Source organism: Xanthomonas sp. NCPPB 4467, assembly GCF_041475665.2.
GTDB lineage: Bacteria > Pseudomonadota > Gammaproteobacteria > Xanthomonadales > Xanthomonadaceae > Xanthomonas > Xanthomonas dyei.
This window is the reverse complement of the sequence record NZ_CM191260.1, coordinates 162422-189353: the sequence shown is the minus strand read 5'-3', so window position 1 is coordinate 189353 and position 26932 is coordinate 162422. Positions and strand designations below refer to the sequence as shown.

The 26932-nt window shown below is 65.6% G+C and carries 23 protein-coding genes and 1 other RNA gene; 9 read left to right on the top strand and 15 right to left on the bottom strand.

The genetic code is table 11. The features are described 5' to 3' along the window. Nucleotides 1–54: 54 nt before the first annotated feature. Nucleotides 55–354 carry a hypothetical protein gene (locus tag ACCQ06_RS00765; RefSeq protein WP_316689876.1) on the bottom strand — a complete coding sequence of 100 codons (300 nt, stop codon included), beginning with the start codon at nt 352–354 and terminating at the stop codon, nt 55–57. A gap of 439 nt (nt 355–793) precedes the next feature. Continuing rightward, on the bottom strand, nt 794–2002 hold the full coding sequence (gene fabV, locus ACCQ06_RS00760) for an enoyl-ACP reductase FabV (protein ID WP_316689875.1): 1209 nt from the start codon (nt 2000–2002) through the stop codon (nt 794–796). Nucleotides 2003–2319: 317 nt separating this feature from the next. Here fabV and ACCQ06_RS00755 point away from each other — a divergent pair, with 317 nt between their 5' ends. Together ACCQ06_RS00755 and ACCQ06_RS00750 are read left to right on the top strand one after the other, a co-directional pair. Further along, nucleotides 2320–5658 carry an nSTAND1 domain-containing NTPase gene (locus ACCQ06_RS00755; RefSeq protein WP_316689874.1) on the top strand — a complete coding sequence of 1113 codons (3339 nt, stop codon included), beginning with the start codon at nt 2320–2322 and terminating at the stop codon, nt 5656–5658. After that, nucleotides 5655–6077, top strand: a complete 423-nt coding sequence (locus ACCQ06_RS00750; protein ID WP_104616034.1) for a hypothetical protein — start codon at nt 5655–5657, stop codon at nt 6075–6077. The genes ACCQ06_RS00755 and ACCQ06_RS00750 overlap by 4 nt, the downstream gene beginning before the upstream one ends. On the opposite strand, the gene ACCQ06_RS00745 is transcribed toward ACCQ06_RS00750, so the two are convergent. From ACCQ06_RS00745 to ACCQ06_RS00730, 4 genes are all read right to left on the bottom strand, one after another. Continuing rightward, nucleotides 6072–6142, bottom strand: a non-coding RNA gene (locus ACCQ06_RS00745) — sX9 sRNA. The two genes, ACCQ06_RS00750 and ACCQ06_RS00745, sit on opposite strands and share 6 nt — an antisense overlap. Before the next feature lie 399 nt (nt 6143–6541). Then, nucleotides 6542–6793: a hypothetical protein gene (locus tag ACCQ06_RS00740; protein ID WP_228324559.1), complete on the bottom strand. Its 252-nt coding sequence runs from the start codon at nt 6791–6793 to the stop codon at nt 6542–6544. 744 nt (nt 6794–7537) lie between these two features. Beyond that, on the bottom strand, nt 7538–8170 hold the full coding sequence (locus ACCQ06_RS00735) for a response regulator transcription factor (protein WP_316689873.1): 633 nt from the start codon (nt 8168–8170) through the stop codon (nt 7538–7540). After that, nucleotides 8167–9393, bottom strand: a complete 1227-nt coding sequence (locus ACCQ06_RS00730) for a sensor histidine kinase (RefSeq protein ID WP_316692467.1) — start codon at nt 9391–9393, stop codon at nt 8167–8169. The genes ACCQ06_RS00735 and ACCQ06_RS00730 overlap by 4 nt, the downstream gene beginning before the upstream one ends. A 33-nt stretch (nt 9394–9426) precedes the next feature. On the opposite strand from ACCQ06_RS00730, the gene ACCQ06_RS00725 reads away from it, so the two are divergent. From ACCQ06_RS00725 to lldD, 4 genes are all read left to right on the top strand, one after another. After that, nucleotides 9427–9993: a methyltransferase family protein gene (locus ACCQ06_RS00725; protein WP_104616037.1), complete on the top strand. Its 567-nt coding sequence runs from the start codon at nt 9427–9429 to the stop codon at nt 9991–9993. A 207-nt stretch (nt 9994–10200) separates the two neighbouring features. Then, on the top strand, nt 10201–10623 hold the full coding sequence (locus tag ACCQ06_RS00720; RefSeq protein WP_228324556.1) for a DUF2141 domain-containing protein: 423 nt from the start codon (nt 10201–10203) through the stop codon (nt 10621–10623). Between the two features lie 25 nt (nt 10624–10648). Continuing rightward, the gene (locus tag ACCQ06_RS00715; RefSeq protein WP_316689872.1) at nt 10649–12166 is read left to right on the top strand and encodes a carotenoid oxygenase family protein; all 1518 of its coding nucleotides are present in this window, start codon (nt 10649–10651) and stop codon (nt 12164–12166) included. A 220-nt stretch (nt 12167–12386) separates the two neighbouring features. After that, nucleotides 12387–13547 (top strand): FMN-dependent L-lactate dehydrogenase LldD, encoded by a 1161-nt coding sequence (gene lldD / locus ACCQ06_RS00710; RefSeq protein ID WP_316689871.1) that lies wholly within the window; start codon nt 12387–12389, stop codon nt 13545–13547. Between the two features lie 229 nt (nt 13548–13776). On the opposite strand, the gene ligD is transcribed toward lldD, so the two are convergent. The 3 genes from ligD to ACCQ06_RS00695 are packed head-to-tail and all read right to left on the bottom strand — an operon-like array spanning nt 13777 to nt 17186. Then, on the bottom strand, nt 13777–15792 hold the full coding sequence (ligD, locus tag ACCQ06_RS00705; RefSeq protein ID WP_349810206.1) for a DNA ligase D: 2016 nt from the start codon (nt 15790–15792) through the stop codon (nt 13777–13779). Nucleotides 15793–15831: 39 nt separating this feature from the next. Next, the gene (ku, locus tag ACCQ06_RS00700) at nt 15832–16788 is read right to left on the bottom strand and encodes a non-homologous end joining protein Ku (RefSeq protein ID WP_316689869.1); all 957 of its coding nucleotides are present in this window, start codon (nt 16786–16788) and stop codon (nt 15832–15834) included. After that, complete coding sequence (locus ACCQ06_RS00695; RefSeq protein WP_316689868.1) at nt 16788–17186, bottom strand: hypothetical protein; 399 nt, start codon at nt 17184–17186, stop codon at nt 16788–16790. The genes ku and ACCQ06_RS00695 overlap by 1 nt, the downstream gene beginning before the upstream one ends. 152 nt (nt 17187–17338) lie before the next feature. Between ACCQ06_RS00695 and ACCQ06_RS00690 the strand changes: the two genes are divergently transcribed. After that, nucleotides 17339–17512 carry a hypothetical protein gene (locus ACCQ06_RS00690; RefSeq protein ID WP_316689867.1) on the top strand — a complete coding sequence of 58 codons (174 nt, stop codon included), beginning with the start codon at nt 17339–17341 and terminating at the stop codon, nt 17510–17512. A gap of 33 nt (nt 17513–17545) precedes the next feature. Here ACCQ06_RS00690 and ACCQ06_RS00685 read toward each other — a convergent pair whose 3' ends face one another. The 5 genes from ACCQ06_RS00685 to ACCQ06_RS00665 form a co-directional block, all read right to left on the bottom strand. After that, nucleotides 17546–17938, bottom strand: coding sequence for a DUF779 domain-containing protein (locus ACCQ06_RS00685; RefSeq protein WP_316689866.1), 393 nt, complete (start codon nt 17936–17938; stop codon nt 17546–17548). Nucleotides 17939–18131: 193 nt separating this feature from the next. Next, nucleotides 18132–19661: an aldehyde dehydrogenase gene (gene adh, locus ACCQ06_RS00680; RefSeq protein WP_316689865.1), complete on the bottom strand. Its 1530-nt coding sequence runs from the start codon at nt 19659–19661 to the stop codon at nt 18132–18134. 375 nt (nt 19662–20036) lie between these two features. After that, on the bottom strand, nt 20037–20528 hold the full coding sequence (locus ACCQ06_RS00675) for a hypothetical protein (RefSeq protein WP_316689864.1): 492 nt from the start codon (nt 20526–20528) through the stop codon (nt 20037–20039). Nucleotides 20529–20616: 88 nt separating this feature from the next. Continuing rightward, complete coding sequence (locus tag ACCQ06_RS00670) at nt 20617–20913, bottom strand: hypothetical protein (protein WP_316689863.1); 297 nt, start codon at nt 20911–20913, stop codon at nt 20617–20619. Between the two features lie 137 nt (nt 20914–21050). Continuing rightward, entirely contained in the window at nt 21051–23171 is a 2121-nt protein-coding gene (locus ACCQ06_RS00665) for a TonB-dependent receptor family protein (protein ID WP_316689861.1), read from the bottom strand. Between the two features lie 156 nt (nt 23172–23327). Between ACCQ06_RS00665 and ACCQ06_RS00660 the strand changes: the two genes are divergently transcribed. Beyond that, the gene (locus ACCQ06_RS00660; protein WP_228324546.1) at nt 23328–24530 is read left to right on the top strand and encodes an amino acid aminotransferase; all 1203 of its coding nucleotides are present in this window, start codon (nt 23328–23330) and stop codon (nt 24528–24530) included. A gap of 421 nt (nt 24531–24951) precedes the next feature. Beyond that, nucleotides 24952–25968 carry a class 1 fructose-bisphosphatase gene (locus ACCQ06_RS00655; RefSeq protein WP_228324545.1) on the top strand — a complete coding sequence of 339 codons (1017 nt, stop codon included), beginning with the start codon at nt 24952–24954 and terminating at the stop codon, nt 25966–25968. Between the two features lie 258 nt (nt 25969–26226). Here ACCQ06_RS00655 and ACCQ06_RS00650 read toward each other — a convergent pair whose 3' ends face one another. Next, complete coding sequence (locus ACCQ06_RS00650) at nt 26227–26865, bottom strand: TetR/AcrR family transcriptional regulator (RefSeq protein WP_104616048.1); 639 nt, start codon at nt 26863–26865, stop codon at nt 26227–26229. Nucleotides 26866–26932: the final 67 nt, after the last annotated feature.

Below are 26932 nucleotides of genomic sequence, written 5' to 3'. Positions count from 1 at the left end.
CGAAACTGCTGGGCGGCCATGAGGCCGGCCGCTGCATCTGTTCCCCGCTCCACTTCAGATCGGTGCCACACGCCTAGCGCGTGCGCGGCGCTTGTTCGCGAGCCATGCCATGGCGGCGCTCACCACCACCACACACACCGATGCCGGAACGCTAAAAAACGCCGCGATCGGCAGTGCGTTCTGCCAGGGAGGCGCGGAGCCGTCCTGCATCACTACGACGCACACCGCGACTGTGGTGATTAGAAGATTGATGACGGCTTTCAGCGCGCTGTGCAACCGACTAAAGCGCAACAGCACAGCGCAGACGACACTGACGACAAACGCCAGGACGAGATGGGCGATGAGTTTGTCCATTGGGTGCCGGGATTAGGGAGTGATCGTTCGGAAGTGGTGGCGGTATCACTGAAGCAATGCTGCGTGTCTCTGGAAGCGATGAGCAACACGCGGACTGATTCTTTCCCTGCTGGCTCGGGAGAAGCTGGAACACGCTGCCCGAAGGGCGGATGAGGAGACGGTGGCTCGACGTTGCGCCATCCACCGGGTTGGCAATGAAGGCGTCACCGAGCGCGTCGAATCAGTCGCCGGGAGCCGCGCTGCAACACCGCAGCAGCGCGCCGCATCAATGCGCGGCGATAGCACATCCCGCCGCAGGGCCGCGCAACACCACCACGGCCGGCCTCGCGTAAAACGGCCGGCATGACCTGCAGGCCGTTTTCAAAGGCAACGGACCGGGAATTCCAAGCGCGCAGCTACCGCTCTTGCGAATCCCCATTCCCGATTCCCGATTCCCGATTCACCCCAGCTCGATGCAATCGAAGCTCACGTCCGTCGCCACATCGGCGTCGTAATCCACGTCGTCGCGCTCGAAGCCGAACAGCTTGAGGAACTCGTGCTTGTAGCCGGCGTAGTCGGTGAGCGCGAACAGGTTCTCGGTGGTGACCTGCGGCCACAACGCCTTGCAGGCGTCCTGCACGTCGTCGCGCAGTTCCCAGTCGTCCAGGCGCAGGCGGTTTTCGTCATCCAGCTCGGCCGGCTGGCCGTCTTCGCGGTACAGGCGTTCGCGGAACAGGCGGTCCAGCTGGTCGATGGTGCCTTCGTGCAAGCCCTTGTCCTTCATGATCTTGTAGACCATGGAGATGTACAGCGGCATCACCGGAATCGCCGCGCTGGCCTGGGTCACCACCGACTTGAGCACCGCCACATTGGCGCTGCCGCCGCGGGCGGCCAGGCGCGCGTTCAAGCGTTGCGCGGTGTGGTCCAGGTCGACCTTGGCCTTGCCGAGCGCGCCGTGCCAGTAGATCGGCCAGGTGATTTCGGTGCCGATATAGCTGAACGCCACGCTGCGTGCGCCATCGGCGAGCACGCCGGCGCCTTCCAGCGCGTCGATCCACAGCTCCCAATCCTGCCCGCCCATCACGGTGATGGTGTCGTCGATTTCCTGCTCGGTCGCCGGCTCGATCGAGGCCTGGATGATGGCGTCTTTGTTGGTGTCGATGGCCGTGGCGGTGTAGGTGTTGCCGATCGGCTTGAGCGCCGAGCGCTTCACTTCGCCGCTGCCCGGCAGCTTGCGCACCGGCGAGGCCAGCGAATACACCACCAGATCGACGCTGCCGCCCATCTCGGTCTTGATCAGTTCGATCACTTTTTCGCGTGCCGCATCCGAAAACGCATCGCCATTGATCGACTTGCTGTACAGGCCCGCAGCCTTGGCGTGTTTGTCGAAAGCCGCGGAGTTGTACCAGCCGGCGGTGCCGGCCTTGGTGGCGGTGCCGGGTTTTTCGAAGAACACGCCCAGCGTGTCCGCGCCAAACCCGAACGCGGCAGTGATGCGCGAGGCCAGGCCGTAGCCGCTGGACGCGCCGATCACCAAGACTTTCTTCGGGCCGTCGTTGCGCACGCCGCGCGTGCGCGTTGCGGCGATCTGCTCGAGCACATTGCGCTCGCAGCCAAGCGGATGCGTGGTGGTGCAGATGAAGCCGCGCACTTTGGGATGGATGATCAACGTGGACTCCTGGTCAGCAAGATGCTGGCGGCATCTTAATCGGTGCACCGCATGCGAAACAGCCTGATGCGCAACACACGCTGCTGTATGGAAGTCAGCGCACCCCGCGCGCGGCAACCGGCCGGCACGCGCATCGCCCCACTTCCTACCATCGCGCCACGCTCCAACACGCCGCCTTGCGCGCACGCGCAGCCGTGTGGGAAGCGCGACATCGGGCCATTGCTGCCGCAACAGCTGTGCTATTTTCAGGGGCTGCCGTGCCGTGTCTGTTGGCGATTGTCCAGGCCCCTTCCAATTGTACGACCGGTATCCGAACGATGTCTCTTCGTAGCGAGCGCGTCACGCAGCTGAGCTCCGTTCCGCGGTTCCGCCTGGGCCCGCTGCTGGTCGAACCGGAGCGGCTGACGCTGATCGGCGACGGCCAGACCATCACGCTGGAACCGCGCATGATGGAAGTGCTGATCGCACTGGCCGAACGCGCCGGCGAAGTGATCAGCGCCGAGCAGCTGCTGATCGAGGTGTGGCATGGCAGCTTTTACGGCGATAACCCGGTACACAAGACCATCGCGCAGCTGCGCCGCAAGCTGGGCGACGACAGCCGCCAGCCGCGCTTTATCGAAACCATCCGCAAACGCGGCTATCGGTTACTGCCCAAGGTGGTGTTTCCGCAGGAGTATCGCGGCGCGGTGATCGGCACCGGGTCGTGGGCGCAGGGCAGCCCGTACGTGGGCCTGCAGGCGTTCGACCCGACGCATGCAGAAGTGTTTTTCGGCCGCAGCCACGCAATTGCACAAGTCGTTGCGGCGTTGCGCGCGCAGCTGCACAGCCAGCGCGGGCTGGTGCTGGTAAGCGGGGCCAGCGGCTGCGGCAAGACCTCGTTGTTGCGGGCCGGCGTGGTGCCGTTGCTGTCGCACGCCGGCGGGCTGGATGGGCTGGAAGCGGTGGCGGTGACGTACTGCAACCTGGCGCAATGCCGCGGCGGCGATGTGCACGACACGCTCGCGCGCGCACTCGGCGCGTGGTCAATCGCCGAGCGTGCGGTGTTCTCGCCCGCGCAACTGGCACGGCTTGCCGAGTGGCTGCAACACCCTGCCCCGCTGCATGCCGCAATCGGCGAAGCGCTCCGGTACAGCGCCCCGGTACGCGATAGCGCGCAGACCCAACGGCATCTGCTGCTGGTGATCGACCATGCCGAAGCCATGGTGGCCGCACCCGGCATCACCGATGCCGACCGCAATGCGCTGGCCGCTGTATTGCAAGCGCTGTGCAACAGCGCGCATGTGGCAGTGTTACTGCTGACCCGTAGCGACTTTTATCCGCGGCTGATCGATGCCTTGCCGGACATCGTCGACCTCAAACGCGGCGACGGGCATGTGGATCTGCTGCCGCCGCGCGATGGCGAGATCGGCCAGATCATTCGCGTGCCGGCAGCGATGGCCGGGCTGCGCTTCGAAGAAGAGCACGACAGCGTCAGCCGCCTGGACGATGTGCTGCGCGACGCCACCGCGCGCCAGCCCGATGCGTTGCCGTTGTTGCAGCATTTGTTGCATGCGCTGCACGCGCAGCGCAGCGAGGATGGCTTGCTGACGTTTGCGGCCTACCGCGCCTTGGGTGGACTGGAAGGCGCATTGGCGCATCACGCCGAAGCGACCTTTCGTGCGTTGCCGGCCGCCGCGCAGGCAGCACTGGGCGAGGTGCTGACACAGCTGAGCGTCATCCACCCCGACAGCGCTGCGGTGACCGCACGCCGTGCACCCTGGTCGGCATTGCCGGCCGACGGTGCGGCGCATGCGCTGGTCGATGCCTTCGTGCATGCGCGACTGTTCGTCAGCGAACTTGTGGCCGGCGAGCCGGGGTTCGCGGTAGCCCACGAAGCCTTGCTGCGGCAATGGCCACGCGCGGCCGAGTGGATCCACGAAAACCGCCGACTGCTGCAGGCACGCAAGCGCCTGCAACTGGCCGCACAGCGCTGGGCAAGCGAGGGCCGGCGCACCGATCACCTGCTCAACAGCGGGCGCCCGTTGAGCGAAGCGCGCGAAGCCGCACGGCGCATGCCACAGGATCTGGATGCGGTGGATGTGGCGTTCCTGCATGCCTGCGAGCGCTCGCAGCAACGCCGCCGCGGCCTGTATGCGACAGCCGCCACCTTGTTGGTGGTGCTGGCCAGCGCATCGCTGCTGCTCGGTTGGCAGGCGCGCCAGGCCCAGCAAGTGGCAGAAGAGCGCCGCGATCAGGCCCAGCAACTGGTGAGCTACATGCTGGGCGATCTGGCCGAGCAGTTGCGCACGGTGGGCAATCTCAAGCTGCTCGACAGCGTGGGCAGCCGCTCGCTGCGCTATCTGGAAGATCTGCCCAACGCCAGCATGCAACCGGGCGATCTGATCAACCACGCCCGCGCCCTGCGCACCACCGGCGAAGTGCTGATGAATCAGGGCAAGCTGGACGAAGCGCAGGCGGCGTTTACGCGTGCGGCCGCCACCGCCGAGCAGGCACGCCTGCGCGCACCCGACATGCTGGATGCACATGCGGAAACCGGCCAGGCGGCGTATTGGCTGGGGAATATGGCCTATCGCAAGAAGCAGTTCGCGCTGGCGCATACCCATTGGTCGCAATATCTGGCCGCGAGCGAGTGGCTGGTGCGCCGCGTGCCGGCCGATCCTCACTGGCAGCTGGAGCTGTCGTACGCGCTCAACAATCTCGGCATGCTCGCCAACGCGCAGGGCGATGTCGCAACGGCGATCGGGTTTTTCGCGCGCGACATCGCGCTCAAACGTGAACTGGTGATGCGCACCCCGGGCAACGCATCGCTGCGTTATGAATTGATCGACAGCTTGTCCGGGCTGAGCCTGGCGCAGGAAAACCAGGGCTTGCTGGCGCCTGCAGAGCAGGGATATCGCGAACAGATCGCAATGCTGCGCGTGCTGGTGGACAGCGACCCGCAGGCGCAGGCCTGGCAGCGTCGCCTGGCGGTGTCGTTGATCCGCGTCTCCAATCTGGCGTTGGTGCAGGGTCATCTGACCCAGGCGCAGCGCGACGCGCAGGACAGCGTACGCATCCTGCAGCCGCTGGTGGCCTTGCAGCCGGACAATCAGACCTGGCGCAGCGATCTGGGGCATGCCTATACCCAGGCCGGCTGGATCGCCGCATTGGACGGGCAGTCTGCGCAGGCCAGGCAGCAATTGGGTCAGGCGCATCACACCATGGCCAGCCTGTTGCAACAGGCGCAGCCGCTGCCCGACTGGGAATTGCTGGATGCCATCATCGCGCTGCGCTTGCACCACATCCAGGCCGCGCATGCGGGCAGCCTGGATCAGATCGTGGCGCGCGTGGATGCACTGCATCGCGCCAAACCCGACGATCTGTCAGCCATCTCGACGTTGGCACTTGCACTGGTCTGGCAGGGCGAACAACGCGCAGCAGCGGGCGATGACAATGGCGCCCGTGCGGCATGGCAGCGCGCGGTGACGCTGTTTGGCAAGGACATCGGCAACAGCCGCGACAAGAACCTGCTCGACCCCTGGATTCGCGCCCAAGTGCATCTGGGCCAGCGCACTGCTGTTACGCAACAGCTCGGATGGCTGTACCAGGCGGGCTACCGCCACCCGGGGTTTGTCTCCTTCTATGCCCCGCCTCTCAAGGAACAGGACAAGTCATGACGGACTTCAGCATCAAGCTCACGGTTGCACGGGTGGGATTCGGCGGGAATACGGGCGCTGGCGAATACTTCTACAGTTTTGCTCCGGATCTGCTGATTGTCGACAAGGACGACGGCATATCCACGTTGACGTATCACTTCGATGAAACCGTTGTTCCGAAGCATTTCAAGATCAAGAGTCTGCTGACGACCGACGCGTTCAAACAGATCAGTGAACCCGTGATTGCCGCTGGCGGCCGCAGCGTCGAGGTCATCAACGCCAATAGCGTCCCTACACTGATCTTTCTGACCCTCATCGTTGAAGACCCAACCCGCAAGGACAAGAAAGGAAATAAAGTCTGGTTCAGTTGCGATCCCCAGGTCGGCAACGATCCAAAGATCAACCCGCAGGAACGTCCGCCCGTCGATGAAAACGGCTAACAAGACCTAGCAAGCGGCTGCCAGGCGGGTGTGGACGGCGCACAGGGACCGGCATTCGAGAGCGTGGTACGTGCCCGATTCTGAGTACCGGCCGCGCGCGTCTGGGAGTCGCACAGTCATTTTTAGTCGCTCCCCATCTGCTGCTGCGCGCGGTCTGGCGGTTCGCTGCCAGGCGATGTGCCGCTCAGCTAGGTTGAACGGTCGAGCGGGAAGGGCAGCGCAATGCGTGCGACCGTCAGGGCACTGAGCCGTGATGCGCTCACTGCTGGCAAGTGTCGCTGCGAATCAGTCACACCGGCGGCGTTGGATGCCGAGGTGCCAGTCGGTCAGAAATGCGGTCGGCACCGGGAGCGCACTGTCGTGCCGATCGGCGTCTTTGGAAAAGACGGTATGGGCCCGCTGGTTCCCGGCAACCCAGACAGACCGCTGTTTGCCTGCCGGTGGTTGCTCGCTCCCTGCGTTGGTCATAACCAGGCCGGGGACGCGTCGGGGCCGAGCGGATTGCAGGCATCTTTGTCGCAGACGCGGGCTGCGGCGCGCTGCCTGTCCAGCTCGCCAGGACCGAAGACCATGCGCAGAACAGGGTCGACCGCCGACGGCTTGGTCAGCAACGCGGCCTGGGCCCAGGGTGCGGGAAGTTCGGCCTGCGTTGGACCCGACCAGCCCACCATGACGAATAGAACGAAGAGCACGGCAAGGGATCGGGTATGGCGCATGACGGACTCCGCAGCAGACCGGAGCGCGGCGCGTTTCCGGGCGGCGCCAGTGGCCGCCGGATCACCTTGGTGCGTGGCCGCTCGCCAGACCTGACGGCAACCTTACGGTTGCTGTTGGGGGCTGACGGACTTTTAAAACCCCTTTTCAAACAGTTAGATAGCGCGGGTGTATGGAGTGAGGGCTGGTTGACCCTCCAGCTCGCTTGATGTCTCTGCGTCCCTTCACCCGGACCCCGTGAGCTGAGGGAAAAGGGGCTTTTTGGTCACGCTGTTAGGTCAAGCCGGGGGCAACCCTGGAGCGACTGGTCGCTGGCGCCGAGCCATGCGGACTGGCTGCGGGCTGTTACTTCTCCCTTTGCGTGAAGCTGCTCCGCAGGGATGGGCGAGGTTGATGCGAAGCTCCGTGTCGTCAAATTCCACGGGTGGCTTCGCCCCATACCCTCACCCCAACCCCTCTCCCGCAGGAGAGGGGCTTTAGGCTCCCCCCTTATCTGCTCGACAGAAGAAGATTCTCTCCTCGACAGCAGAAGATTTCCCCATCGACATGCTGATCAGCCTTGGTCAACCGGAGGCAGACGACAGGCTTCCCGGTCGCCATGGAGCTCTCCCTTCTCCCATCGGGAGGGAGCTCTTCCTTCTCCCGTCGGGAGAAGGTGCCCCGCAGGGGCGGATGAGGGTACGGGCGAAGCCTCGTGCTCCCACCACGCCTGCGGTTTCGCCTGGCACTTGCCCCAACCCCCGCCCTCAGATCACCCGCAAGGTGATCGCCTTCAGCACCGCGCGGGTGCGGTCGCGGGTGCCGAGCTTTTCCAGGATGGTGGAGACGTAGTTCTTGACCGTGCCTTCGGCCAGGAACAGGGTGCGGGCGATTTCCTTGTTGGAATAGCCGCCGGCCAGCAGGCGCAGGATCGCCACCTCGCGTTCGCTGAAGGTCTCGCTCGGCGCCTGTTGGTCGCGGAACCGGTAACGCGCGCGCACCGGGTCGGTGCTGACCGGTTGCAGCAGGGTTTCGCCGGCGGCGACGCGGGCGATGGCATCGCGCAGGTCTTCCGGGGCGGCGTCCTTGAGCAGGAAGCCCTGCGCGCCGACTTCGGTGGCGCGCAGCAACAGGTCGCTGTCGTCGAAGGTGGTCAGCAGCAGCACGGGGGTGCGGTCGCCGCGGGCGCGCAGTTGCTCCAGCGCCTGGATGCCGTCGACGCCGGGCATGCGGATATCGCTGAGCACCACATCCACCGCGGTGACACTCAGCGCATCCAGCAATGCCTGGCCGTCGTCGGCCTCGCAGACCACCTCCACGCCTTGCTGCTGCAGCAAGGCGCGCAAGCCGGCGCGGACCAGGATCTGGTCGTCGGCCAGGGCGATTCGAAGTGCACTCATAGCGGAACTCTCGCAGTCAGATGCATGCCGCCCGTGGCGGTGAGGCCTAGATCGAGGTGGCCGTGCAGGACCGCCAGGCGTTCGCGCATGCCGGTGATGCCGTTGCCTTCGCGGATGCGCTCGGCGCGGCGGCCGTCGTCTTGAATGTCCACGCGCAGCTGCGCGTTCTCGCAGTGCAGATGCACCGCGACTTCATCGGCATCGGCATGCCGCACGGCGTTGGTCAGCGCCTCCTGCACCAGCCGCAGCAATAACTCCGCCACGCGAGCATCGGTGATGCGCACGTCCGGGTCGATGCGCAGGCGCAGCGCCGGGCGCGGGAACGGGGCGGCCAGCGCGCGCAACGCGGTCTGCAGGTCCAGGCCGCGGTCGTCGCGCATGGACTGCACCACGTTGCGGATGTCGGCCAGCAGTTCGGCAGACAGCTGCTCCAGCACCGCAATGTCGTCGCGCTGCGCCAACGCGGGGTCGGCGCTGAGCAGGCGCAGATTGATGCGCATGGCGGTGAGTTTGTGCCCGGCCACATCGTGCAGCTCGCGCGCCAGGCGCAGGCGTTCGGCGTCGCGTGCGCTGTCGGCCAGCAGCGCGCGTGTGGCCAGCAGGTCGGCGTTGACGTAGGCCAGCGCATCGCGCGCGCGCTCGGCGCTGCGCGCGTAGTTGGCGGTCAGCGCGGCAAAGGCCTGGAAGCTGGTGTAGATGGTCACCATCAGCAGTGGGCGCGGGAGATGCGCCTGCACGAAAATCGCATACATGGCCGCATTGATCACCAGCATCAGCGCCAGCACCTGCGGCGGTTGCCAGCGCATCGCCGCCTGCGCGACCACCAGCACCAGCAACACCGGCGAGGTCCCGGTGCGCGGCTCCAGCCAGACCAAGGCCACCGCCAGCAGTGCCTGCAGCAACAGGGCGCCCTGCTGCGGCAGCGGCCGTGGCGGCAGCAGGTAGCGCAACAGGAACACCAGGGTGAAACCCATCAAGGTGGCCCAGCGCCATCGCGCAGACGGTGAGAGTTCCGGACCGAACGACAGCATGACCGCCGCGATGGTGAGCATGCCGGCCAGGTTCAGCGGTTTGGTGATGTCGCGCAGGAGGGATGTCATGCGGCGATGCTGACCGCCGCGTGGCCGCTCGGCAATGGTGCGCCTGCAGAAAGTGACTTCCGGCAGGTGGGATCGATGACCTGCGGCCCCTGTGCCGGGCGCAGCGCCTGCGCACACTGGCATCACCAACCCACCCCATCGCCACGGAGTCACGCCATGTCTGCTTCCAGTCTGTTTCTCGCACTCAATCTGATCTGGGGCGGCTATGAAGTGCTGCTCAGCCGCCGTCGCCGCGCCAGCGATGGCGGCGCGCACGATCAGGGCACGCTGCAGCAGTTGTGGCGGGTGCTGTATGCGGCGGTGGCCATTGCGGTGGCGCTGGCCTACAGCGGGCTGGCGCACTGGCCGCAGAGCTGGCACGCGCCGCTGCAGTGGGCCGGCTGCGCCTTGATCGGCGGCGGGTTGGCGTTGCGGGTGTGGGCCATCCAGGTGCTGGCACGCTGGTTCACGGTGGATGTGACCATCCAGCCGGACCACCAACTGGTGCGCAGCGGGCCGTATCGTTTGCTGCGTCATCCGTCTTATACCGGCGCGCTGATGGCCTTCTACGGGCTGGCGCTGGGCATGGGCAATGCGTTGTCGGTGGCGGCGATCGTGGTGCCGGTGACGCTGGCGTTCCTGCATCGCATCCGGATCGAAGAAGCCGCACTGCAACGCGCCTTCCCGGTTGCCTACCCGGCCTATGCCGCGCAGAGCCGCCGCTTGCTGCCGCTGGTGTGGTGAGTTGGCAGCAGCGCCTGCAACGCTGCAGGGCTTCGCGCGCTCGCACACCGGTTCGGCCTGCGCCACATGCACGCGGGAGCAGTGCCGCACTGTCTGGTGTCGCTGCGCATCGGCCGATCTGCGACGGCCGCCACCGCTGCCGGGTTGGCGCGCTGCGTACCATCGGGCTGCGCGCGCCGCATCCCCCATCGTTGCCAGGAGAGTTGCATGCTTGCCCGCACTTACGCCGTTGTCGCCTTGGTCAGCCTGCTTGGCAGCGCTGCCGTCAACGCCGCCGATCTGGACGTGGGCATCAGCGGCCTGCGCTCGCAACAGGGCCAGTTACGGATTGCGGTGATCGCCACCGCCGCGCAACTGGACAACGCCCAACCCCCGGTGCAGGCGCAGACGGTGCCGATCACCAGCAGCGCACCGCATATCCAGTTCAAGAATCTGGCGCCCGGGCGCTACGCGGTGATGGTCAATCACGACGAAAACGCCAACGGCAAGCTGGACACCAACCTGATCGGCATGCCGGTGGAAGGCTACGGCTTCAGCAACAACCCCACCGGCATGCGTAAACCCGGCTTCGACGAGATCGTCTTCGACCTGCCGGCCAGCGGCAAACGCCTCAGCGTGCAGATGCGCTGAGGCCCACGCGCGAAAGGAGCCATGCATGCACCGCCGCCGCTTCCTGCAATCGTTACTGGCCGCCACCGGCAGCGCTGCGCTGGGCGGCTTTGCCTTGCGCAGCCTGCCCGCACACGCCGCAGAAGCGGCCGCGTTCCAGGCGCAGTTGCAGCGCACGCCGTGGCTGTTGGGCTGGCGTAGCGTCACCAGCCCCACCCTGGGGCCGGCCACCGCAACGCTGCAGGGCGCATTGCCCGAGGGATTGGCAGGCAGCCTGTATCGCAATGGCCCGGCCTGGACCGAGCGCGCCGGGTTCCGCTACGAACACTGGTTCGACGGCGACGGCATGGTGCACCGCTGGCGGCTGGGCGGCGGCCAGGTGCAGCACCGCGGGCGCATGGTGGCCACCCACAAGTTCACCCAGGAGCAGCAGGCCGGGCGCTTTCTGTATCGCGCGGCCGGCACCTCCGTGCCGAACATGCAGCCGGCGCGCAACAACGACGACGTCAACACCGCCAACATCTCGGTGACGATGCTCAACGGCCGCCTGTTCGCGCTATGGGAAGCCGGCTCGGCGATCGAACTGGACCCGGACGCGCTAAGCACCATCGGCCCGGTCACCTGGCGCGAAGATCTGGCTGCGATGCCGTTTTCTGCGCACCCATTGACCGACCACGATGGCAGCGTCTGGAATGTCGGTTCGATCAGCGTGGTGGGCTCCACCGGCGTGGTGCTCTGGCACCTGGGCGCCGATGCCACGTTGCGCAACGTGCAGCTGCTGCAGACCGACGCGCCCGCCTACATGCACAGCTTTGCGATGACCGATCGCCATCTGATCCTGGTCATGGCGCCGTATCGGCGGCTGGACGGCGACGGCGCGTTTTTCGAGCAAATGCGCTTCACCCCGGATGCGCCCTGCCGGATTGCGGTGGTGCCCAAGGATGCACTGGACCAACCGCGCTGGTTCGAGGCCGACTTTGCGGTGGCCTACCACTTTGCCGATGCCTACGCGCAGCACGACCGCATCGTGGTGCGCACCATCGTGCACACCGATCCGGAAGAAGCCCGCTCGCCGATGCGTGCGGCCATGCACGGCGACCCGAACGCCGCGCCGGCAGCGGTGCAGCTACGCAGCCTGCATCTGGATCTGGCCAGTGGCCGCGCGCACTGGCAGGTGCATCCGGTGGACAACCTGGAACTGCCGCTGTTCGACCACCGCACCCCACGCACGCAGGGCGCACGTCTGTACGCGCCGTGCATCGATGGCCCGAACCAGTCGCCGTTTCTCAACGCCGTGGCCGGCTACGACCTGGAACGCGACCGCCGCCAGGTGCACCGCTACGGCCCGCATGTGCTGGCCGAAGAACATGTGTTCGTCGCCAAGCCGGGCAGCACGCGCCCGGACCAGGGCTGGCTGGTGGGAACGGTGCTCGACACCCAGCGCGCGCGCACCGGGTTGATGGTGCTGGACACACAGCACATCGATGCCGGGCCGATCGCGCAGGCATGGCTGCCTTACGCGATTCCGCTGGGATTCCACGGGCATTTTGTGGCGGCTGCGTAGCGCGGCGGCGGACCTGGCCGCGCTTGTGCCCTATGACCGCTGACAACCTGATCTACCGAGCGACGCATGGCGCGTTGCGAACGACAAGGCCATCGCCACACTGACGAACAGCGTGGCCGTTGTAAGACACGCGTTGCTACCAACAGACGCGCCGCCCATCCCCGCAACACACCGATCGCCTTACACTCAACGGCTACCCCGCAGCTGTCGTCCGTCTTCGATGATCATCTCTGCCGCTTCCGATTACCGTGCCGCCGCGCAGGCGCGCTTGCCGCCGTTCCTGTTCCATTACATCGATGGTGGCGCCTACGCCGAGCACACGCTGCGGCGCAATGTCTCGGATCTGGCCGATATCGCGCTGCGCCAGCGGGTGCTGCGCAACATGTCCGACCTGAGCCTGAGCACCGAGCTGTTCGGCGAAACCCTGGCGATGCCGGTGGCTTTGGCACCGGTCGGGCTCACCGGCATGTATGCGCGGCGCGGCGAAGTGCAGGCCGCACGTGCGGCGGCCGCGCGCGGGATCCCGTTCACCCTCTCCACGGTGTCGGTGTGCCCGATCGAAGAAGTGGCGCCGGCCATCAGCCGGCCGATGTGGTTCCAGCTGTACGTGCTCAAGGACCGCGGCTTCATGCGCAACGCGCTGGAGCGCGCCAAGGCGGCCGGCGTCACCACATTGGTATTCACCGTGGACATGCCCACACCGGGCGCGCGCTACCGCGATGCGCACTCGGGCATGAGCGGGCCCAATGCATCGCTGCGGCGGATGCTACAAGCGGTGACGCATCCGCGCTGGGCGTGGGACGTGGGCCTGCTCGGCAAACCACATGATCTGGGCAATATCTCGGCCTATCGCGGCAGCCCCACCGGCTTGCAGGACTACATCGGCTGGCTCGGCGCCAACTTCGACCCGTCGATCGCCTGGAAAGACCTGGAATGGATCCGCGAGTTCTGGACCGGGCCGATGGTGATCAAGGGCATCCTGGACCCGGACGATGCGCGCGATGCGGTGCGCTTCGGCGCCGACGGCATCGTGGTGTCCAACCACGGCGGGCGCCAGCTCGATGGCGTGTTGTCCAGCGCACGCGCGTTGCCGGCCATTGCCGATGCAGTGAAGGGGCAGCTCAAGATCCTGGCCGACTCGGGCATCCGCAGTGGGCTGGATGTGGTGCGCATGCTCGCGCTCGGTGCCGATGCGGTGTTATTGGGCCGCGCATTCGTCTACGCGCTGGCGGCCGGCGGGCAGGCCGGCGTGGAAAATCTGCTGAGCTTGATCGAGAAGGAAATGCGCGTGGCGATGACGCTGACCGGCACGCATTCGATTGCCGAGATCAGCGGCGATGCGTTGAGCCGGGTGACGCGCGAGAACGCTGTGTCGCCTTGAATCGGGAATCGGGAATCGGTAAAAGCGCTTGGCCGCACTGGTTTTGCTGGGTGCATGCCGGGCAATAAGCAATGGCGGCGTTGTCTGCCATCGCTCTGCGCCTTTTCTCTCAGCCGGCTAGAGCGGCTGCAGTCTTTGCTTGAGCGGGCACGATGCTTCGACATCGGGAAGTACGCGTACTTCCTACGCCGCACTGCTTCTGCGTAGCGACTGCGCGCCATATCAATCGTTAGCGCTTGCCCTCGCCTGTCGGCAACCGTTGCTTCACTGCCAGCACCTCCGCCCACGGGTCCACACGCTGGCGCTTGGCACGTTGCACGGCCTTGTCGATCGGAAATGCATCCGGCCCGCTGATCTTGCCGAGCTCTTCCCAGTGCAGCGGTACCGCGACGGTGGCCTTGTCGCGCGCGCGCAGCGACCACGAACACACGCTGGTGTTGCCGCGGCCGTTGCGTAGCCAGTCGACAAAGATCACGCCATGGCGCTTGGCCTTGCTCATGGTGGCCACGTAACGCGCAGGCGCCTGCGTGGCCAGCGCCTGCGCGAATGCCTCGCAGAAATCGCGCGCCTGCTCCCAGCTGACATCGGGCACGACCGGCACGACGACATGCAGCCCCTTGCCGCCGGATAAGCGCACTGCGCTTTCCAGTCCCGCCGCGCGCAGCTTGGTGCGGATGTCGCGCGCGGCGGCCACCACGGCGGACCAGGCGACCTGTTCGCCCGGATCCAGGTCGAATACCAGGCGGTCCGGATGCTCCGGGTCGTCGACGCACGCCCCCCACGGATGCAGCTCCAGCGTGTTCATCTGCACCAGCTCGAGCAAGCCGGCCGCATCCTCGATATACAAATAATCCTCAGTGCCGCTTTTCTGCTTGAGCGCAATCGCCTCGATATGCGCGCCCAGTTGCCGGCCCTGGTGCTTCTGGAAGAAACAGTCGCCGCCCACGCCATCGGGGCAGCGCAGCAAGGACAGCGGCCGGCGCGCAACCTCCGGCAACACCAGCGGCGCCACGGCGCGGTAGTAGTCCGCCACCTCGCCCTTGCTGATGCCCAGCGCAGGAAACACCACGCGCTCGGGATGGGTGATGGTGACGCCGTCGGTGGACAGCGCCGCCGCTGTCTTCTTCGACGTGGCCGATGCAGTGGTGGTGACGCTCGATGCCACGGATGTCCTGCTCTTGGACGCCGCCTCGCCAGCGCGTGTGCGTGTGCTCGCAACGCTGCTCGTGGTCGTGGAGACTTTTTTGCTCGCGGTCTCCCGCGTCGCCACGCTCGATTTCGCTGCTGCAGCGCGTGTCTTGGTCGCGCGCTTGGTGGGTGCAGCGCGGTCGCCACCCAGATCGATCATCGGTTTGTCCTGCCGTAGCCGCTTGAACGCAGCCTGCCGCAACAACCCTTGCTTGGCCCAGCCACGGAATGCCACTTCGGCGATCAGCGCCGGCCGCACCCAGTGCACGTCGCGCGGACGGCCAGGCAGATGCGATGGCAGTTCCAACGTGGCGGTGTCGCTATGCAACGCACGCAGTTGCGTGGTGATCTTGTCCAGCAATGCGTCATCGAAACCGGTGCCCACGCGGCCCACGTAACGCAGCGCCTTGCCGTCCGGTTGTGCAAGCAGCAACGCACCGAAGCCACTGCGCGCGCCCTTGGGATCTGTGTATCCCACCACCACAAACTCGTCGCTGTCTTCGTGCTTGGTCTTGACCCAATCCGCACCGCGGCCGCCGCGATACGCCGCATCGCTACGCTTGCTGACGATGCCTTCCCAGCCCTTGTCGGCACTGGCCGCGAACACCTCCGGCCCGTGCCCGATCACATGGTCGCTGTAAGCCAACGTGCCCGGTGTGTTGCCTAGCAATGCGCGTAGCAGCTGTTTGCGCTGCAGCAGCGGCGTATCGCGTAGATCGACGCCGGCCACACCGAGCAGATCGAACACGAGATAGCGCAGGGGTTGCCGCGCGCTGCCATCCAGCCGCGCGTCGCGCACCGGCAACGCCTGCAGCGCGCTCACTACCTGCGGGAAGCGGTCGGTCCATGCCTGGTCGTTACGCGAGCGCAGTTGCACACGGCCATCGACCAGATCGGCCAGCAGGCGATACCCATCCCATTTGATTTCATGCAGCCATCCATCGCCGTCTGGGGCCTGCTCGCGCAACAGCGTGAGCTGCGCACGCACGTCGGTCGGACACCGCGCATCGCGTGCGCCATCCAACTTCAGTGCACGCGTACGCCAGGTAGCCTGCATGGGCCTGCGCTTGGTGGCGTGGTCGTGCCGGCCCATCGGCTAGCCGGCCTTGCGGCGCGGTGCGGTTTTTGCAGCGGTTTTCTTGGTCGCCTTGCTCGCCGTCTTCTTGGTGGCTTTCTTGGCGACCTTCTTGGTTGCGGCCTTCCTGGCCGGTGCTGCATTCGAGCCAGCGTTGCTGGTCTTCTTGGCCGGTGTGCGCGTATTGGCCTGCAGGCTTTTCTGCAGCAAGGACATGAAATCCACCACATTGGTGGTGGCGTCTTCATGCTGGGTGGGCTCCACATCCACCTGCGTGGTGCCACCCTTGTCCTGGATGCGCTTGCGCAGGATCTTCTCGAGCTTGCCGCGGAATTCGTCGTGATAGTCCTCCGGCTGCCAGGTGCCGGACATCGACTCGATCAGCTGCCTGGCCATCTGCTGTTCCTTGGGCGTGATGCGGTACTCGCCCACCGCACCGGCCGGCAATTTGAAGTCCTGCGGGTCCACCACTTCCTGTTGATAGCGCAGCAGCAACAGGATCAACGCATCGCCCTGCGGCATCACCGCGGCCAGGTATTCGCGGGTGCGGATCACCACCTTGGCAATACCCACTTTGCCGGTGTCGCGCAGCGTTTCGCGCAGCAGCACATAGCCTTTTTCGGCCTTCTTGCCTGGCACCAGAATGTAGGGCTTTTCGAAATAGCGCGGGTCGATGTCGGCCGCATCGACAAAGGTTTCCACCTCCACCGTCTCGTGGCTTTCCGGCGACGCCGAACGGATGTCCTGCTCTTCGACAATGACGTAGCTGCCCTTGTCGTACTCGAATGCCTTGACGATTTCCTTCCACGGCACTTCATCGCCGGTATCGGCGTTGACGCGCTCGAAGCGGATCGGCTTCTTGTCGCGCGAGTCGAGCATGCGAAAATGCGGGTCCACCTTGCGTTCGCCGGACATCAGCGACACCGGCACGTTGAGCAGGCCGAACGAGAGGGTTCCGGTCCAGATCGGTCGTGCCATCAGTGCGCCGCTCCGTGGATGGCTGCCTCGGGAATATGATCCAGCGCCAGCCACGCGTCTTCGACGATGGTGCGCGCATGCGGCCAGTCCAGGCGCGAGTTGCCGCGCATGCTGTCCCACTGCGCCGCCAGCGCCTGCTCGCAGTGCGCATCGTTGCCGCGCGGCCAGTCTGCAGCGTGGGTGAGGCGGGCGAACGCATAGGCCGGCGACAGATCGCGCCAGGTCGGCCCGCCCCGCCGGCGGCGGCGCTGGTAATCGGCCAGGCTGTAGCACTGGAAGTCCTGCGCCACGCCGACGGCATCGACCGGCGGTCGCTTGCGATGGGTCCGCTTGGGCGCTGCAGGCTCCACCTGTGCACTGAACAGGCGACGGTCGGGACGGCGGTGCTGGGGGCGCATGGTCTGCTCCACGGTGCAGCATTGAGGGCCCACATCAGTAGCGCCGCTGCCGTGATCCAGACGTGAGAAATCCGCTTATATCGTGCGATTTGCGTGCCCTTCACCGCGCACGCGCTGAACTGGCAGCCCATCCAGACACCAGGAGCGGCGCCATGTCCCGCGACCCCTTACGCGACCAACCCACCCAACCGGGCGAACAGCACGGCAAGCGCGATGCCGAGCAGTATGAGGATCGCGGTGCAGGCGATGCACCAGGCCGCTTGATCCCGGCCGATGACGATACCCCGACCAAGACCCCGGGCAGCACACCGGCACCCGAGCGCTGACACCGGCGCGGTCGCCGGGCGAGTCTGGCGACGCTAGGCCCGCCCCGCCGCTTGCAGACGGCGGAATTCGTCATCGCTGAAGAGCCGCGAGCGCACCAGAAAGCGCACGCCTTCGCCATTTTCCAGCGAGAACATGCCGCCACGGCCCGGCACCACATCGATGATCAGCTGGGTGTGCTTCCAGTACTCGAATTGCGGCGCGCTGATGTAGAACGATGCTCCGCCGATCTCGCCCAGCAGCACGTCGCGATCGCCAACGATGAAGTCGCCCACCGCAAAGCACATCGGCGACGAGCCATCGCAACACCCACCGGATTGATGGAACAGCAGATCGCCGTGCCGCGCACGCAGCGTATCGATCAACTGTAATGCTGGCAGCGTGGCCATGACTTGCAATGGCAAGTCGGTTTCGGCAGCAGCTTGCATGGTTTCTCTCCCATAATGACCTCGGGCCGCCATCCCGGGCGCAATGCGCCCCTCGATGAAACAGGGGCGCATGCACGCATGACACGGTTGGCGGCGTCCAACAATTCAGCAGCCTTCCTGCCGTGTTGCACGCGCCGTGTGTCGCGTACAGCTGACGCACAGGCAAGTCGCGCTGCCTGTGCGCCCGGATGGCTCAGAAGAACCCCAGTGCCTTCGGCGAATAGCTCACCAGCAGGTTCTTGGTCTGCTGGTAATGGTCGAGCATCATCTTGTGGTTTTCGCGGCCGATACCCGACTGCTTGTAGCCACCGAACGCGGCATGCGCGGGATAGGCGTGATAGCAGTTGGTCCACACCCGCCCGGCCTGGATCGCGCGGCCCATGCGGTACAACCGCGACGCATCGCGGCTCCACACACCAGCGCCCAGGCCGTAGAGCGTGTCGTTGGCAATCGCCAGCGCCTCGGCTTCGTCCTTGAAGGTGGTGACCGACACCACTGGGCCGAAGATTTCTTCCTGGAACACGCGCATCTTGTTGTGGCCCTTGAACACCGTGGGCTTGACGTAGAAGCCTTCGGCCAAGTCGCCATCGAGCGTATTGCGCTCGCCACCGATCAACACTTGCGCGCCTTCCTGCCTGCCGATGTCGATGTACGACAGGATCTTTTCCAGCTGCTCACTCGATGCCTGCGCGCCGACCATGGTGTTGGGATCGAGCGGATTGCCCTGCTTGATCGCGGCCACGCGCTTGAGCGCTTTTTCCATGAACGTATCGTAGATCGATTCCTGGATCAGCGCGCGCGAGGGGCAAGTGCACACCTCACCTTGATTGAAGGCAAACAGCACAAAACCTTCCACCGCCTTGTCGAGAAAATCATCGTCTTCGGCCATCACATCGGCAAAGAAGATGTTGGGCGATTTACCGCCCAGCTCCAGCGTCACCGGAATCAGGTTCTGGCTGGCGTACTGCATGATCAGCCGGCCGGTGGTGGTTTCGCCGGTGAAGGCGATCTTGGCGATGCGTGGGTTGCTGGCCAGCGGCTTGCCGGCCTCCAACCCAAACCCGTTGACCACGTTGAGCACGCCGGGCGGCAGCAGGTCGCCGATGACCTCCATCAATACCAGGATCGACGCCGGCGTCTGTTCGGCCGGCTTCATCACCACGCAGTTACCGGCGGCCAGTGCAGGTGCCAGTTTCCAGCACGCCATCAGCAACGGGAAATTCCACGGAATGATCTGCCCCACCACGCCGAGCGGCTCGTGGAAATGGTAGGCGATGGTGTCGCTGTCGATCTCGGAAATGCCGCCTTCCTGCGCACGAATCGCACCGGCAAAATAACGGAAGTGATCCACGCACAGCGGTACGTCGGCATTGAGTGTTTCGCGCACCGGTTTGCCGTTGTCCCAGGTTTCGGCATAGGCCAGCAATTCCAGATTCTGCTCGATGCGGTCGGCGATCTTGAGCAGCACATTGGAGCGATCGGTGGTGGAGGTCTTGCCCCAGGCCTCTTTTGCCGCGTGCGCAGCATCCAGCGCCGCTTCGATATCCGGCGCGGTGGAGCGCGCAATCGAGGTAAACACCTTGCCGCTGATCGGCGTGGTGTTGTCGAAATATTGGCCGCCATGCGGCGCAAGCCACGCGCCGCCGATGTAGTTGTCGTAACGCGATTTGAAGATGGACTGCGGGTCGGTATTGAGCGGTTTGGTTGCAGATTGCGCGTTCATCGTGGGCTCCTGCTGAGAGATCGATGCCACGTGTATACCTGCCACGGTGCTAGCGCAATGTGGGCGTAGAAACTGTTGCGCTGCGTCATCCGAAAAACGGTCAGCGAGAAACGCATTACCTTTGAAATACGCTGCAGCGCGTCATCGCACGAGTGATGGGACATCACCTGATGCCGTGTTGCAGTGGACGGCAAGCGGTCGCGGTTGGACGATACCGGCACATGGCAGGACGCCCCCACCTGCCGGCATCGGCGTGACTGACGTCGCCGCCAGATCGCGAGATCGCTGCCCGGTTTGGTCTGCACGCTACCTGTGGTGCGGTACGGCCATGCTCCTGGTGCCTGACCCGATGATTGTCAAGCCACTGCCGGGGAATCAGGGGGTCTTTGCAGCTGATGTGAGCGGCATCGCCGCATCCGGCGGTGCAGCACAGTCGGCAACGGTTTTCATCTGATAGGTGCGCAGCTGCCATGCGGCAGCCGGCGTCTGCTGCCACACATAGACCCAGCGATGCCGCTGACCGGCGTTGCAGGCATCGATAGTGACTTCATCGCGCGGGCGGCCTTGCGACGGCAAAGGCACTGCCGCGGTGGCTGCATCGATGCGTGTGCCCACGGGCCTGTCGAAAAGGACGGTGCTGACGCGAACAGTGCCCAAATCGGCAGCGGCTGGCGGCGGCATCTGCCTGGTTTGGCCGCTCGGCCTGGGTTGCTGCAGCAGCCAAGCATGGATCTGTGCGATGGCCGGGGCACCGGCGGGGTAGTCGTGCACGATGCGCATGTCCATATGGTCTGCCCTGGCCACATTGCAGGCCAGCACACACGCCACCGTCGCCGAAAACACCAAGGCTTGCTTCCAGGCCGTCATCGTTGCGCTCCATGCAGTGGTTGAGTGAACAACGCTATCACGCGTGTGGGGAGTGACGACAGCCTTCTTCGCTTAGCGCGACGCTGCGTCAAGCCGCCGCCGTACCGCCTGCGGCGCGCCATGCCTGCACTGCCGCAAGCACGCGGTTGCCATGCAGCGCGCTGCTATCGCGCACGGCATAGGCCTGTGGTCTGGCTTGTACCTGGGCCGCCAGTTGCGCGCAGGCGGCGTGCGCGTCTGCCAACACATCTGCGCGCTCTATTGCGTTCAACGACAGCAGGATCGAGAAGCCGGTGGCCGACATCGTGCAGTTGATGTCCAGCCAGTAATGGTTGTCCTCGCGCAGGAGAAACCAGTCTGCGGGGGCGTGATCGATGACGCGCATGGCGTGGCCTGGTGTGGTGGGCACAGGTGTGGCGTGTCGATGGCAACCCATGCGTTAGCGAGAGGGCTTCGTCGCGCCCGGGTGCGCTCCTACGGGGGAGCGGGCGCGTTGTTGGACGCGCGCCGCCTGCGGCCTGCTCAGCCGCCAAAATCCCACTGCAGCCCCACCGTATAGGTGCGGTCCGGCCCGGGTTCGTAATAGCGGCCGTTGCCGTCGTTGACGATCACCGAGCCCACGTACTGCCGGTCCAGCGCGTTGTCGATGCGCGCAAACGAGCGCAGCGCCCCGTGCGCAGTGGTCCAGCGGCGCGAGGCTTCCAGATTGACCAACGCATAGCCGGGCGCGCGTTCTGTGGCCAGATCGTTGGCCACGGTGGCGTCGGAGGCCACCGCTTCGGCGGCGAACTGCCACTGCGCCGGCTGCCACTGCCAACGCGCGAACAATTGCTGGCGCGGCACACCGGGCAGGCGCGAGCCGCTGGCTACCGGTGCGGTGGGCGTGGCGCAACCGCTGCTGGCGCAGGTGAGATAGCCATCGCGCACGGTGGCGTCGACAAACGTGTAAGCCAGCTGCACCTGCTGGGTATCGCCCAGCGGTTGCTGCCAACTCAGCTCCGCGCCCTGGCGGCGGGTGGCGCCGATGTTGCGGAAAGTGCTGCGGCCGTTGGTGTTGCTGGCCACCGCCAGTTCGTCGTCGGTGTCGGCGCGAAACAACGCCAGCTGCAGCGCCGCGCCGCTCTGCGCGCGCCACTTACTGCCGACTTCGTAATTGCGGCTCGTGGCCGAGCCCAGATCCAGCGCCAGGCCGGCGCCGCCATCGTTGCGATAGCCCAGCTCGTTGAAGGTAGGCGTTTCGAAGCCGCGTCCGGCCGAGGCGTAAAAACGCAGATCGTCGGTGGCGCGGAACACGATACCGCCCACCGGCGTGGTCGCCGAATAATCGCGCCGCCCGCTGTCGTCGGGATTGCGGCCCACGATGTAGTGATCGTCCGACTTGAAACGCACCTGGCTATGCCGCACGCCCAGCAATGCCGACCAGCGGTCGCTCCACTGCCACCAGGCTTGCGCGAACTGGTCCACGTTTTCGACCTGATCGCGCTGATTGCGGCGCAGCGCGCCCTGCACGCCCAGCGTGGCGCCAACGAAGTTTTCGTAGCCGGTGCGGTGCTGCCGTTGGCGATCGACGTTCGCGCCCACGGTGAGCTGCAGCGGCCGGCCCAGCGCCTGCCCCTGCCACGCCCAGCGCGCGTCGGCGCCTTCGTAATTGCTGTCCAGATCGATCACGCCACCGGCGTGCAGCGGGTTGCGCTGCACCGCCACCGGCACCGCCAGAAACTGCTCCACGCTGCGCTGGCCGCCATAGGCCATCAGCCGCAGCGTCTGGCTGTCCAATTGCTGGGTGAAGATCGCACCGGCCTGCGATTGGCGCACCGATTTGCGGGTATTGAATTGCGTGGCCACCGACGTGGCCTGGCGCGGGTCGGCGTTGAATTGCGCGCGGGTCAGGCCCAGCGGGTCCTGTGCATCGGGCGCGTCGAGATAATTGAGCACCAGATCCAGCCGGCTGCCGGGCGCCAGATCGAAACCGAGCTTTGCGTTGACCGAGTCGCGCTTGGCGCGGCTATGGTCGCGGAAGCCGTCGGTTTCAAAGTGATTGGCGGCCAGGTTGTAGTGCACCGCGCCCTGCTGGCCGAGCAACTGCGCGCCCACATTGACGGTGGCATTGCTGCCGTAGGTGGCACGCAGCCGCCATGGATCATCCGGCTTGCCGTCGGCGCTCCATAGCTGCAGCACGCCGCCGGAAGAGTTGCCGTACAGCGCCGAAAACGGCCCGCGCAGCACTTCCACCCGCTCGGCGCCCAGCACGTTGAAGTGCGACAACTGGCCCTGACCATCGGGCATGCTGGCCGGGATGCCGTCGACCAGCAGGCGCACGCCGCGTACGCCGAAGGTGGAGCGCGCACCGAAGCCGCGGATCGACAGCTGGGTGTCCTGCGCGTAGTTCTGGCGGTCGCGCGCCACCAGCCCGGGGATACCGTCCAGCAGCTCGGACACCTGCGCGCCGCGGCGGTTGTCGTCGTCGGCAGACACCACGGTGAACGAGGCAGGCAAGTCGAAGTCGTCCACCCCGTGCACGCGCGCGGCATCCACCTGCACGGCCGGCAGCAGCTGGGGGGTGGGCTCGGCGGCCAGGGCGGGCGCGACGGCGCTCGCAACGAGCAAGCCGCACGCGGCGGCCAACAAAGTGAGTCTGGGCATGTGCGTAGTGTCCCTCATCGATCCTGTGGCCGTATCGTTGCGTGCGGAACCAAGCATGCTACGCCCGCCACGCCCTGCTACGATGAAGTGGTTTGGCCCAGCAGCAGCCAACGATCCGGAAGTACCCCACTCTTTCGTCCTTCAGTGAGTCATGCCGTGTCCTTCTTTGCAAACGTAGAACAGGTTCCAGGCGACCCCATCCTGGGCCTGACCGAGGCCTACAACGCCGATAGCCGCCCCAACAAGGTCAATCTGGGTGTGGGCATCTATTACGACGAAAACGGGCGCATCCCGCTGTTGCGCGCCGTGCACAAGATCGAGCAACAGCTCGCGCAGGACGCCAAACCGCGCGGCTATCTGCCGATCGACGGCCTGGCTGCCTACGACAAGGCCACCCAGGAGCTGCTGTTCGGTGCCGAATCGGCGCTGGTGGCCTCCGGGCGCGTGGCGACCTCGCAGACCGTCGGCGGCAGCGGTGCGCTGCGCGTGGGCGCGGACCTGCTCAAGAAGCTGCTGCCCACCTCCACCATCGCCATCAGCAACCCGAGCTGGGAAAACCACCGCGCGGTATTCGGTGCGGCCGGCTTCGAGGTGGTGGATTACACCTACTTCGATGCGATGACCCACGGTCTGAATTTCGACGGCATGCTGGCCGATCTGGCAAAACTCGCACCGGGCACGGTGGTGCTGCTGCACGCCTGCTGCCACAACCCCACTGGCGCGGACCTGACCAAGGACCAGTGGAAGCAGGTCGCCGGCCTGCTGAAAGAGCGCAACCTGTTCCCGTTCGTGGACATCGCCTACCAGGGCTTCGACAAGGGCATCGAGGCCGATGCCTACGCGGTGCGCCTGCTCGCTGCCGAAGGCATCGACAACTATGTGGTGGCCAGCTCGTATTCCAAGTCGTTCTCGCTGTATGGCGAGCGCGTGGGCGCGCTGTCGGTGGTCTCGGCCACTGCGGCTGAAGCCAAGGCCGTGCAGTCGCAGGTCAAGCGCATCATCCGCACCATCTATTCCAGCCCGTCCACGCACGGCGCCGCCCTGGTGGCCGGCGTGCTGACCAGCCCGGAACTGCGCGATGTATGGGAGCAGGAATTGACCGAGATGCGCGAGCGCATCCATTCCCTGCGTGCCGGCCTGGTCGAGCGGCTGGCCACGCTGGGCTCGCCGGAATTTGAGTTCATCCAGCGCCAGGCCGGCATGTTCTCGTACTCGGGCCTGACCAAGTCGCAAGTGGATCGCCTGCGCGACGAGTTCGCCATCTACGCCGTGGGCACCGGCCGCATCTGCGTGGCCGCATTGAGCCAGCGCAATCTGGACTATGTGGCACAGGCTGTGGCCACCGTCAGCCGGATGTAAGCGGCCAACGATGCGGTTGACCGCATCGGTCATCCCGCACAAACCAAGCACCGGGAGCGCGCAAGCCTCCCGGTTTTTTTATGCCCGCGCAGCAGAGCCTTTGGCAGGCCTGCGGCCACACGACGCGCTCCACAGCCCACCACGGCCAATGCAGGTGACAGGGCGGCGACGCGTTCCAGGCCCGACGCCGTCGCTTGCCAAAGGCACAAGCAGCGAGCGCTGACAGGCGCTGCGCCCACCAGCCCCGCATGCACGGGAGCAGCCGCGGTATCGACGGGCGACGCGCACTGCCTGCTCCCTTCCCCCGCCCGCGGGGGAAGGTGCCCGAAGGGCGGATGGGGGCAAGCGCAGCAAGTGATCGAAATCTAACGGCGCAATGGCGACAATGGCGGCCCACTTCCTGCACAGGCTGCCCGCCCCCATGTCGCGCCCCTCGCTGACCCGCTTCCTGATCGAAGAACAACACGCCGGCCGTATCGATGCGGAATTGCGCCAGCTCATCACCATCGTCTCGCGCGCCTGCAAGCGCATTTCCATCGCCGTGAGCAAGGGCGCGCTGGGCGGCGTGCTCGGCGATGCCGGCACCGGCAACGTGCAGGGCGAGGCGCAGAAAAAGCTCGACGTGCTGAGCAACGACATCCTGCTCGAAGCCAATGCCTGGGGCGGCCATCTGGCCGCGTGCGCCTCCGAAGAAATGGACCACAGCCAGCCGGTGCCCGACCAATACCCCAGCGGCGATTTCCTGCTGCTGTTCGATCCGCTCGATGGCAGCTCCAACATCGACGTCAACGTCTCGGTCGGCACCATCTTCTCGGTGTTGCGCGCGCCCAAGGGCACCGAAAAGCCCGGCGACGAACACTTCCTGCAGCCGGGCACCCAGCAGGTTGCCGCCGGCTACTGTATCTACGGCCCCAGCACCATGCTGGTACTCACGCTCGGCCACGGCACCCACGCCTTCACCCTGGAGCGCGAAGAAGGCAGCTTCCTGCTGACCCAGGCCGATATGCGCGTGCCCGAAGACACCGCCGAATACGCCATCAACATGTCCAACCAGCGCCACTGGGAGCCGGCGATGCAGGCTTATGTGGGCGATTTGCTGGCCGGTAAGGACGGCACGCGCGGCAAGGACTTCAACATGCGCTGGATCGCCAGCATGGTCGCCGACGTGCACCGCATCCTTACCCGCGGCGGCATCTTCATCTACCCCTGGGACAAGAAGGACGCGTCCAAGCCCGGCAAGCTGCGCCTGATGTACGAAGCCAACCCGATGAGCATGCTGGTGGAACAAGCCGGCGGTGCGGCCACCACCGGGCGCGAACGCATCCTGGACATCCAGCCCACGCAACTGCATCAGCGCGTGCCGGTGTTCCTGGGCTCGAAGAATGAAGTGGCGCAGGCCACGCGGTATCACCTGGATGCGGATCAGGCGCAGGGCTGACGTTCCGGCCCAGGCCACAGGCAACACTGATCCATGCAAGACACCCGCCTCGTGCGGGTGTCTGCGTTTATGCCAACGGCAGATTGCGCAGCACATGATGAAACCGGAGATTTGCCAATCTCACGGCGGGCCTGCTGGCGTTTGCCCAGACCCTCGGCGTCACCGGATATCAGTGACGTTGCCCCTCAATACACGTCGGGGAGGTCGCGCAGTTCTGGTGGTTCGGTCGGGGAGCTTCCTGCGATTTCAAAGGTGTCGCTAAGCACGTCCGGTCTCCAGCTGACCAGCATCTTTGAGTAGCGCAAGCGCCCACTCCACACGGTCCGATGCGGTAGCGATCAGGCTGTCCGGGTGCTCGCCGAGCAGCGCGCGCAGTTGATGCGGGGCAAAGACCAGATCGACGAAGTGGCTTGCCAACGCAGACGGATTGGCAGGTTGATCCGGGCCGTCGAGGATCGCCAGATGCACGCGCCGCACCCCACCCTCCCAGCCAATCCGGTTGACGTCAGCGGCAAGCGCTGGCGCCCGAATGGAGGTGCCGACGACCAAACGCATCATGGCCACCGTCTGGGGGTGTAACGCATGCGCAAGCATCCCCTGGCCTGCGTGTCTCAGGCGCCCCTCCAGACCCATGGGCACACCGGCTGCGGCGGGCAGTGGCTGGGTGTCGACATCGCGACGGATGACCGCTTCAAAAATGGCGTCTTTATTGGCGTAGCGCGCGTAAAAGCTTGCCTTGCCCGCGCCTGCCAGTCGCGCGATGTCCTCACACGAGGTGTCCTCGAAGCCGCGCTCCAGGAACAGTGTCAGTGCCGCATCGAGTAAGCGCCGCTGGACATCGCCGGCCTTATCGAGCGGCGGCCGTCCGCCTTTTGATTTTTGCTTGACCGCGTTCATGGACGAAAAGTTACACGTCGCTTGCATTCCCATCAACTGAACGATATCGTTCAGTTATTCGCTGCAT

Bases quoted from the DNA above. Each gene is read 5' to 3' on its own strand.
- ACCQ06_RS00765 (WP_316689876.1), bottom strand. From the start codon at position 354: ATGGACAAACTCATCGCCCATCTCGTCCTGGCGTTTGTCGTCAGTGTC.
- ACCQ06_RS00755 (WP_316689874.1), top strand. From the start codon at position 2,320: ATGTCTCTTCGTAGCGAGCGCGTCACGCAGCTGAGCTCCGTTCCGCGG.
- ACCQ06_RS00750 (WP_104616034.1), top strand. From the start codon at position 5,655: ATGACGGACTTCAGCATCAAGCTCACGGTTGCACGGGTGGGATTCGGC.
- ACCQ06_RS00740 (WP_228324559.1), bottom strand. From the start codon at position 6,793: ATGCGCCATACCCGATCCCTTGCCGTGCTCTTCGTTCTATTCGTCATG.
- ACCQ06_RS00735 (WP_316689873.1), bottom strand. From the start codon at position 8,170: ATGAGTGCACTTCGAATCGCCCTGGCCGACGACCAGATCCTGGTCCGC.
- ACCQ06_RS00730 (WP_316692467.1), bottom strand. From the start codon at position 9,393: ATGCCAGTGTGCGCAGGCGCTGCGCCCGGCACAGGGGCCGCAGGTCAT.
- ACCQ06_RS00725 (WP_104616037.1), top strand. From the start codon at position 9,427: ATGTCTGCTTCCAGTCTGTTTCTCGCACTCAATCTGATCTGGGGCGGC.
- ACCQ06_RS00720 (WP_228324556.1), top strand. From the start codon at position 10,201: ATGCTTGCCCGCACTTACGCCGTTGTCGCCTTGGTCAGCCTGCTTGGC.
- ACCQ06_RS00715 (WP_316689872.1), top strand. From the start codon at position 10,649: ATGCACCGCCGCCGCTTCCTGCAATCGTTACTGGCCGCCACCGGCAGC.
- lldD (WP_316689871.1), top strand. From the start codon at position 12,387: ATGATCATCTCTGCCGCTTCCGATTACCGTGCCGCCGCGCAGGCGCGC.
- ligD (WP_349810206.1), bottom strand. From the start codon at position 15,792: ATGCAGGCTACCTGGCGTACGCGTGCACTGAAGTTGGATGGCGCACGC.
- ku (WP_316689869.1), bottom strand. From the start codon at position 16,788: ATGGCACGACCGATCTGGACCGGAACCCTCTCGTTCGGCCTGCTCAAC.
- ACCQ06_RS00695 (WP_316689868.1), bottom strand. From the start codon at position 17,186: ATGCGCCCCCAGCACCGCCGTCCCGACCGTCGCCTGTTCAGTGCACAG.
- ACCQ06_RS00690 (WP_316689867.1), top strand. From the start codon at position 17,339: ATGTCCCGCGACCCCTTACGCGACCAACCCACCCAACCGGGCGAACAG.
- ACCQ06_RS00685 (WP_316689866.1), bottom strand. From the start codon at position 17,938: ATGCAAGCTGCTGCCGAAACCGACTTGCCATTGCAAGTCATGGCCACG.
- adh (WP_316689865.1), bottom strand. From the start codon at position 19,661: ATGAACGCGCAATCTGCAACCAAACCGCTCAATACCGACCCGCAGTCC.
- ACCQ06_RS00675 (WP_316689864.1), bottom strand. From the start codon at position 20,528: ATGACGGCCTGGAAGCAAGCCTTGGTGTTTTCGGCGACGGTGGCGTGT.
- ACCQ06_RS00670 (WP_316689863.1), bottom strand. From the start codon at position 20,913: ATGCGCGTCATCGATCACGCCCCCGCAGACTGGTTTCTCCTGCGCGAG.
- ACCQ06_RS00665 (WP_316689861.1), bottom strand. From the start codon at position 23,171: ATGCCCAGACTCACTTTGTTGGCCGCCGCGTGCGGCTTGCTCGTTGCG.
- ACCQ06_RS00655 (WP_228324545.1), top strand. From the start codon at position 24,952: ATGTCGCGCCCCTCGCTGACCCGCTTCCTGATCGAAGAACAACACGCC.
- ACCQ06_RS00650 (WP_104616048.1), bottom strand. From the start codon at position 26,865: ATGAACGCGGTCAAGCAAAAATCAAAAGGCGGACGGCCGCCGCTCGAT.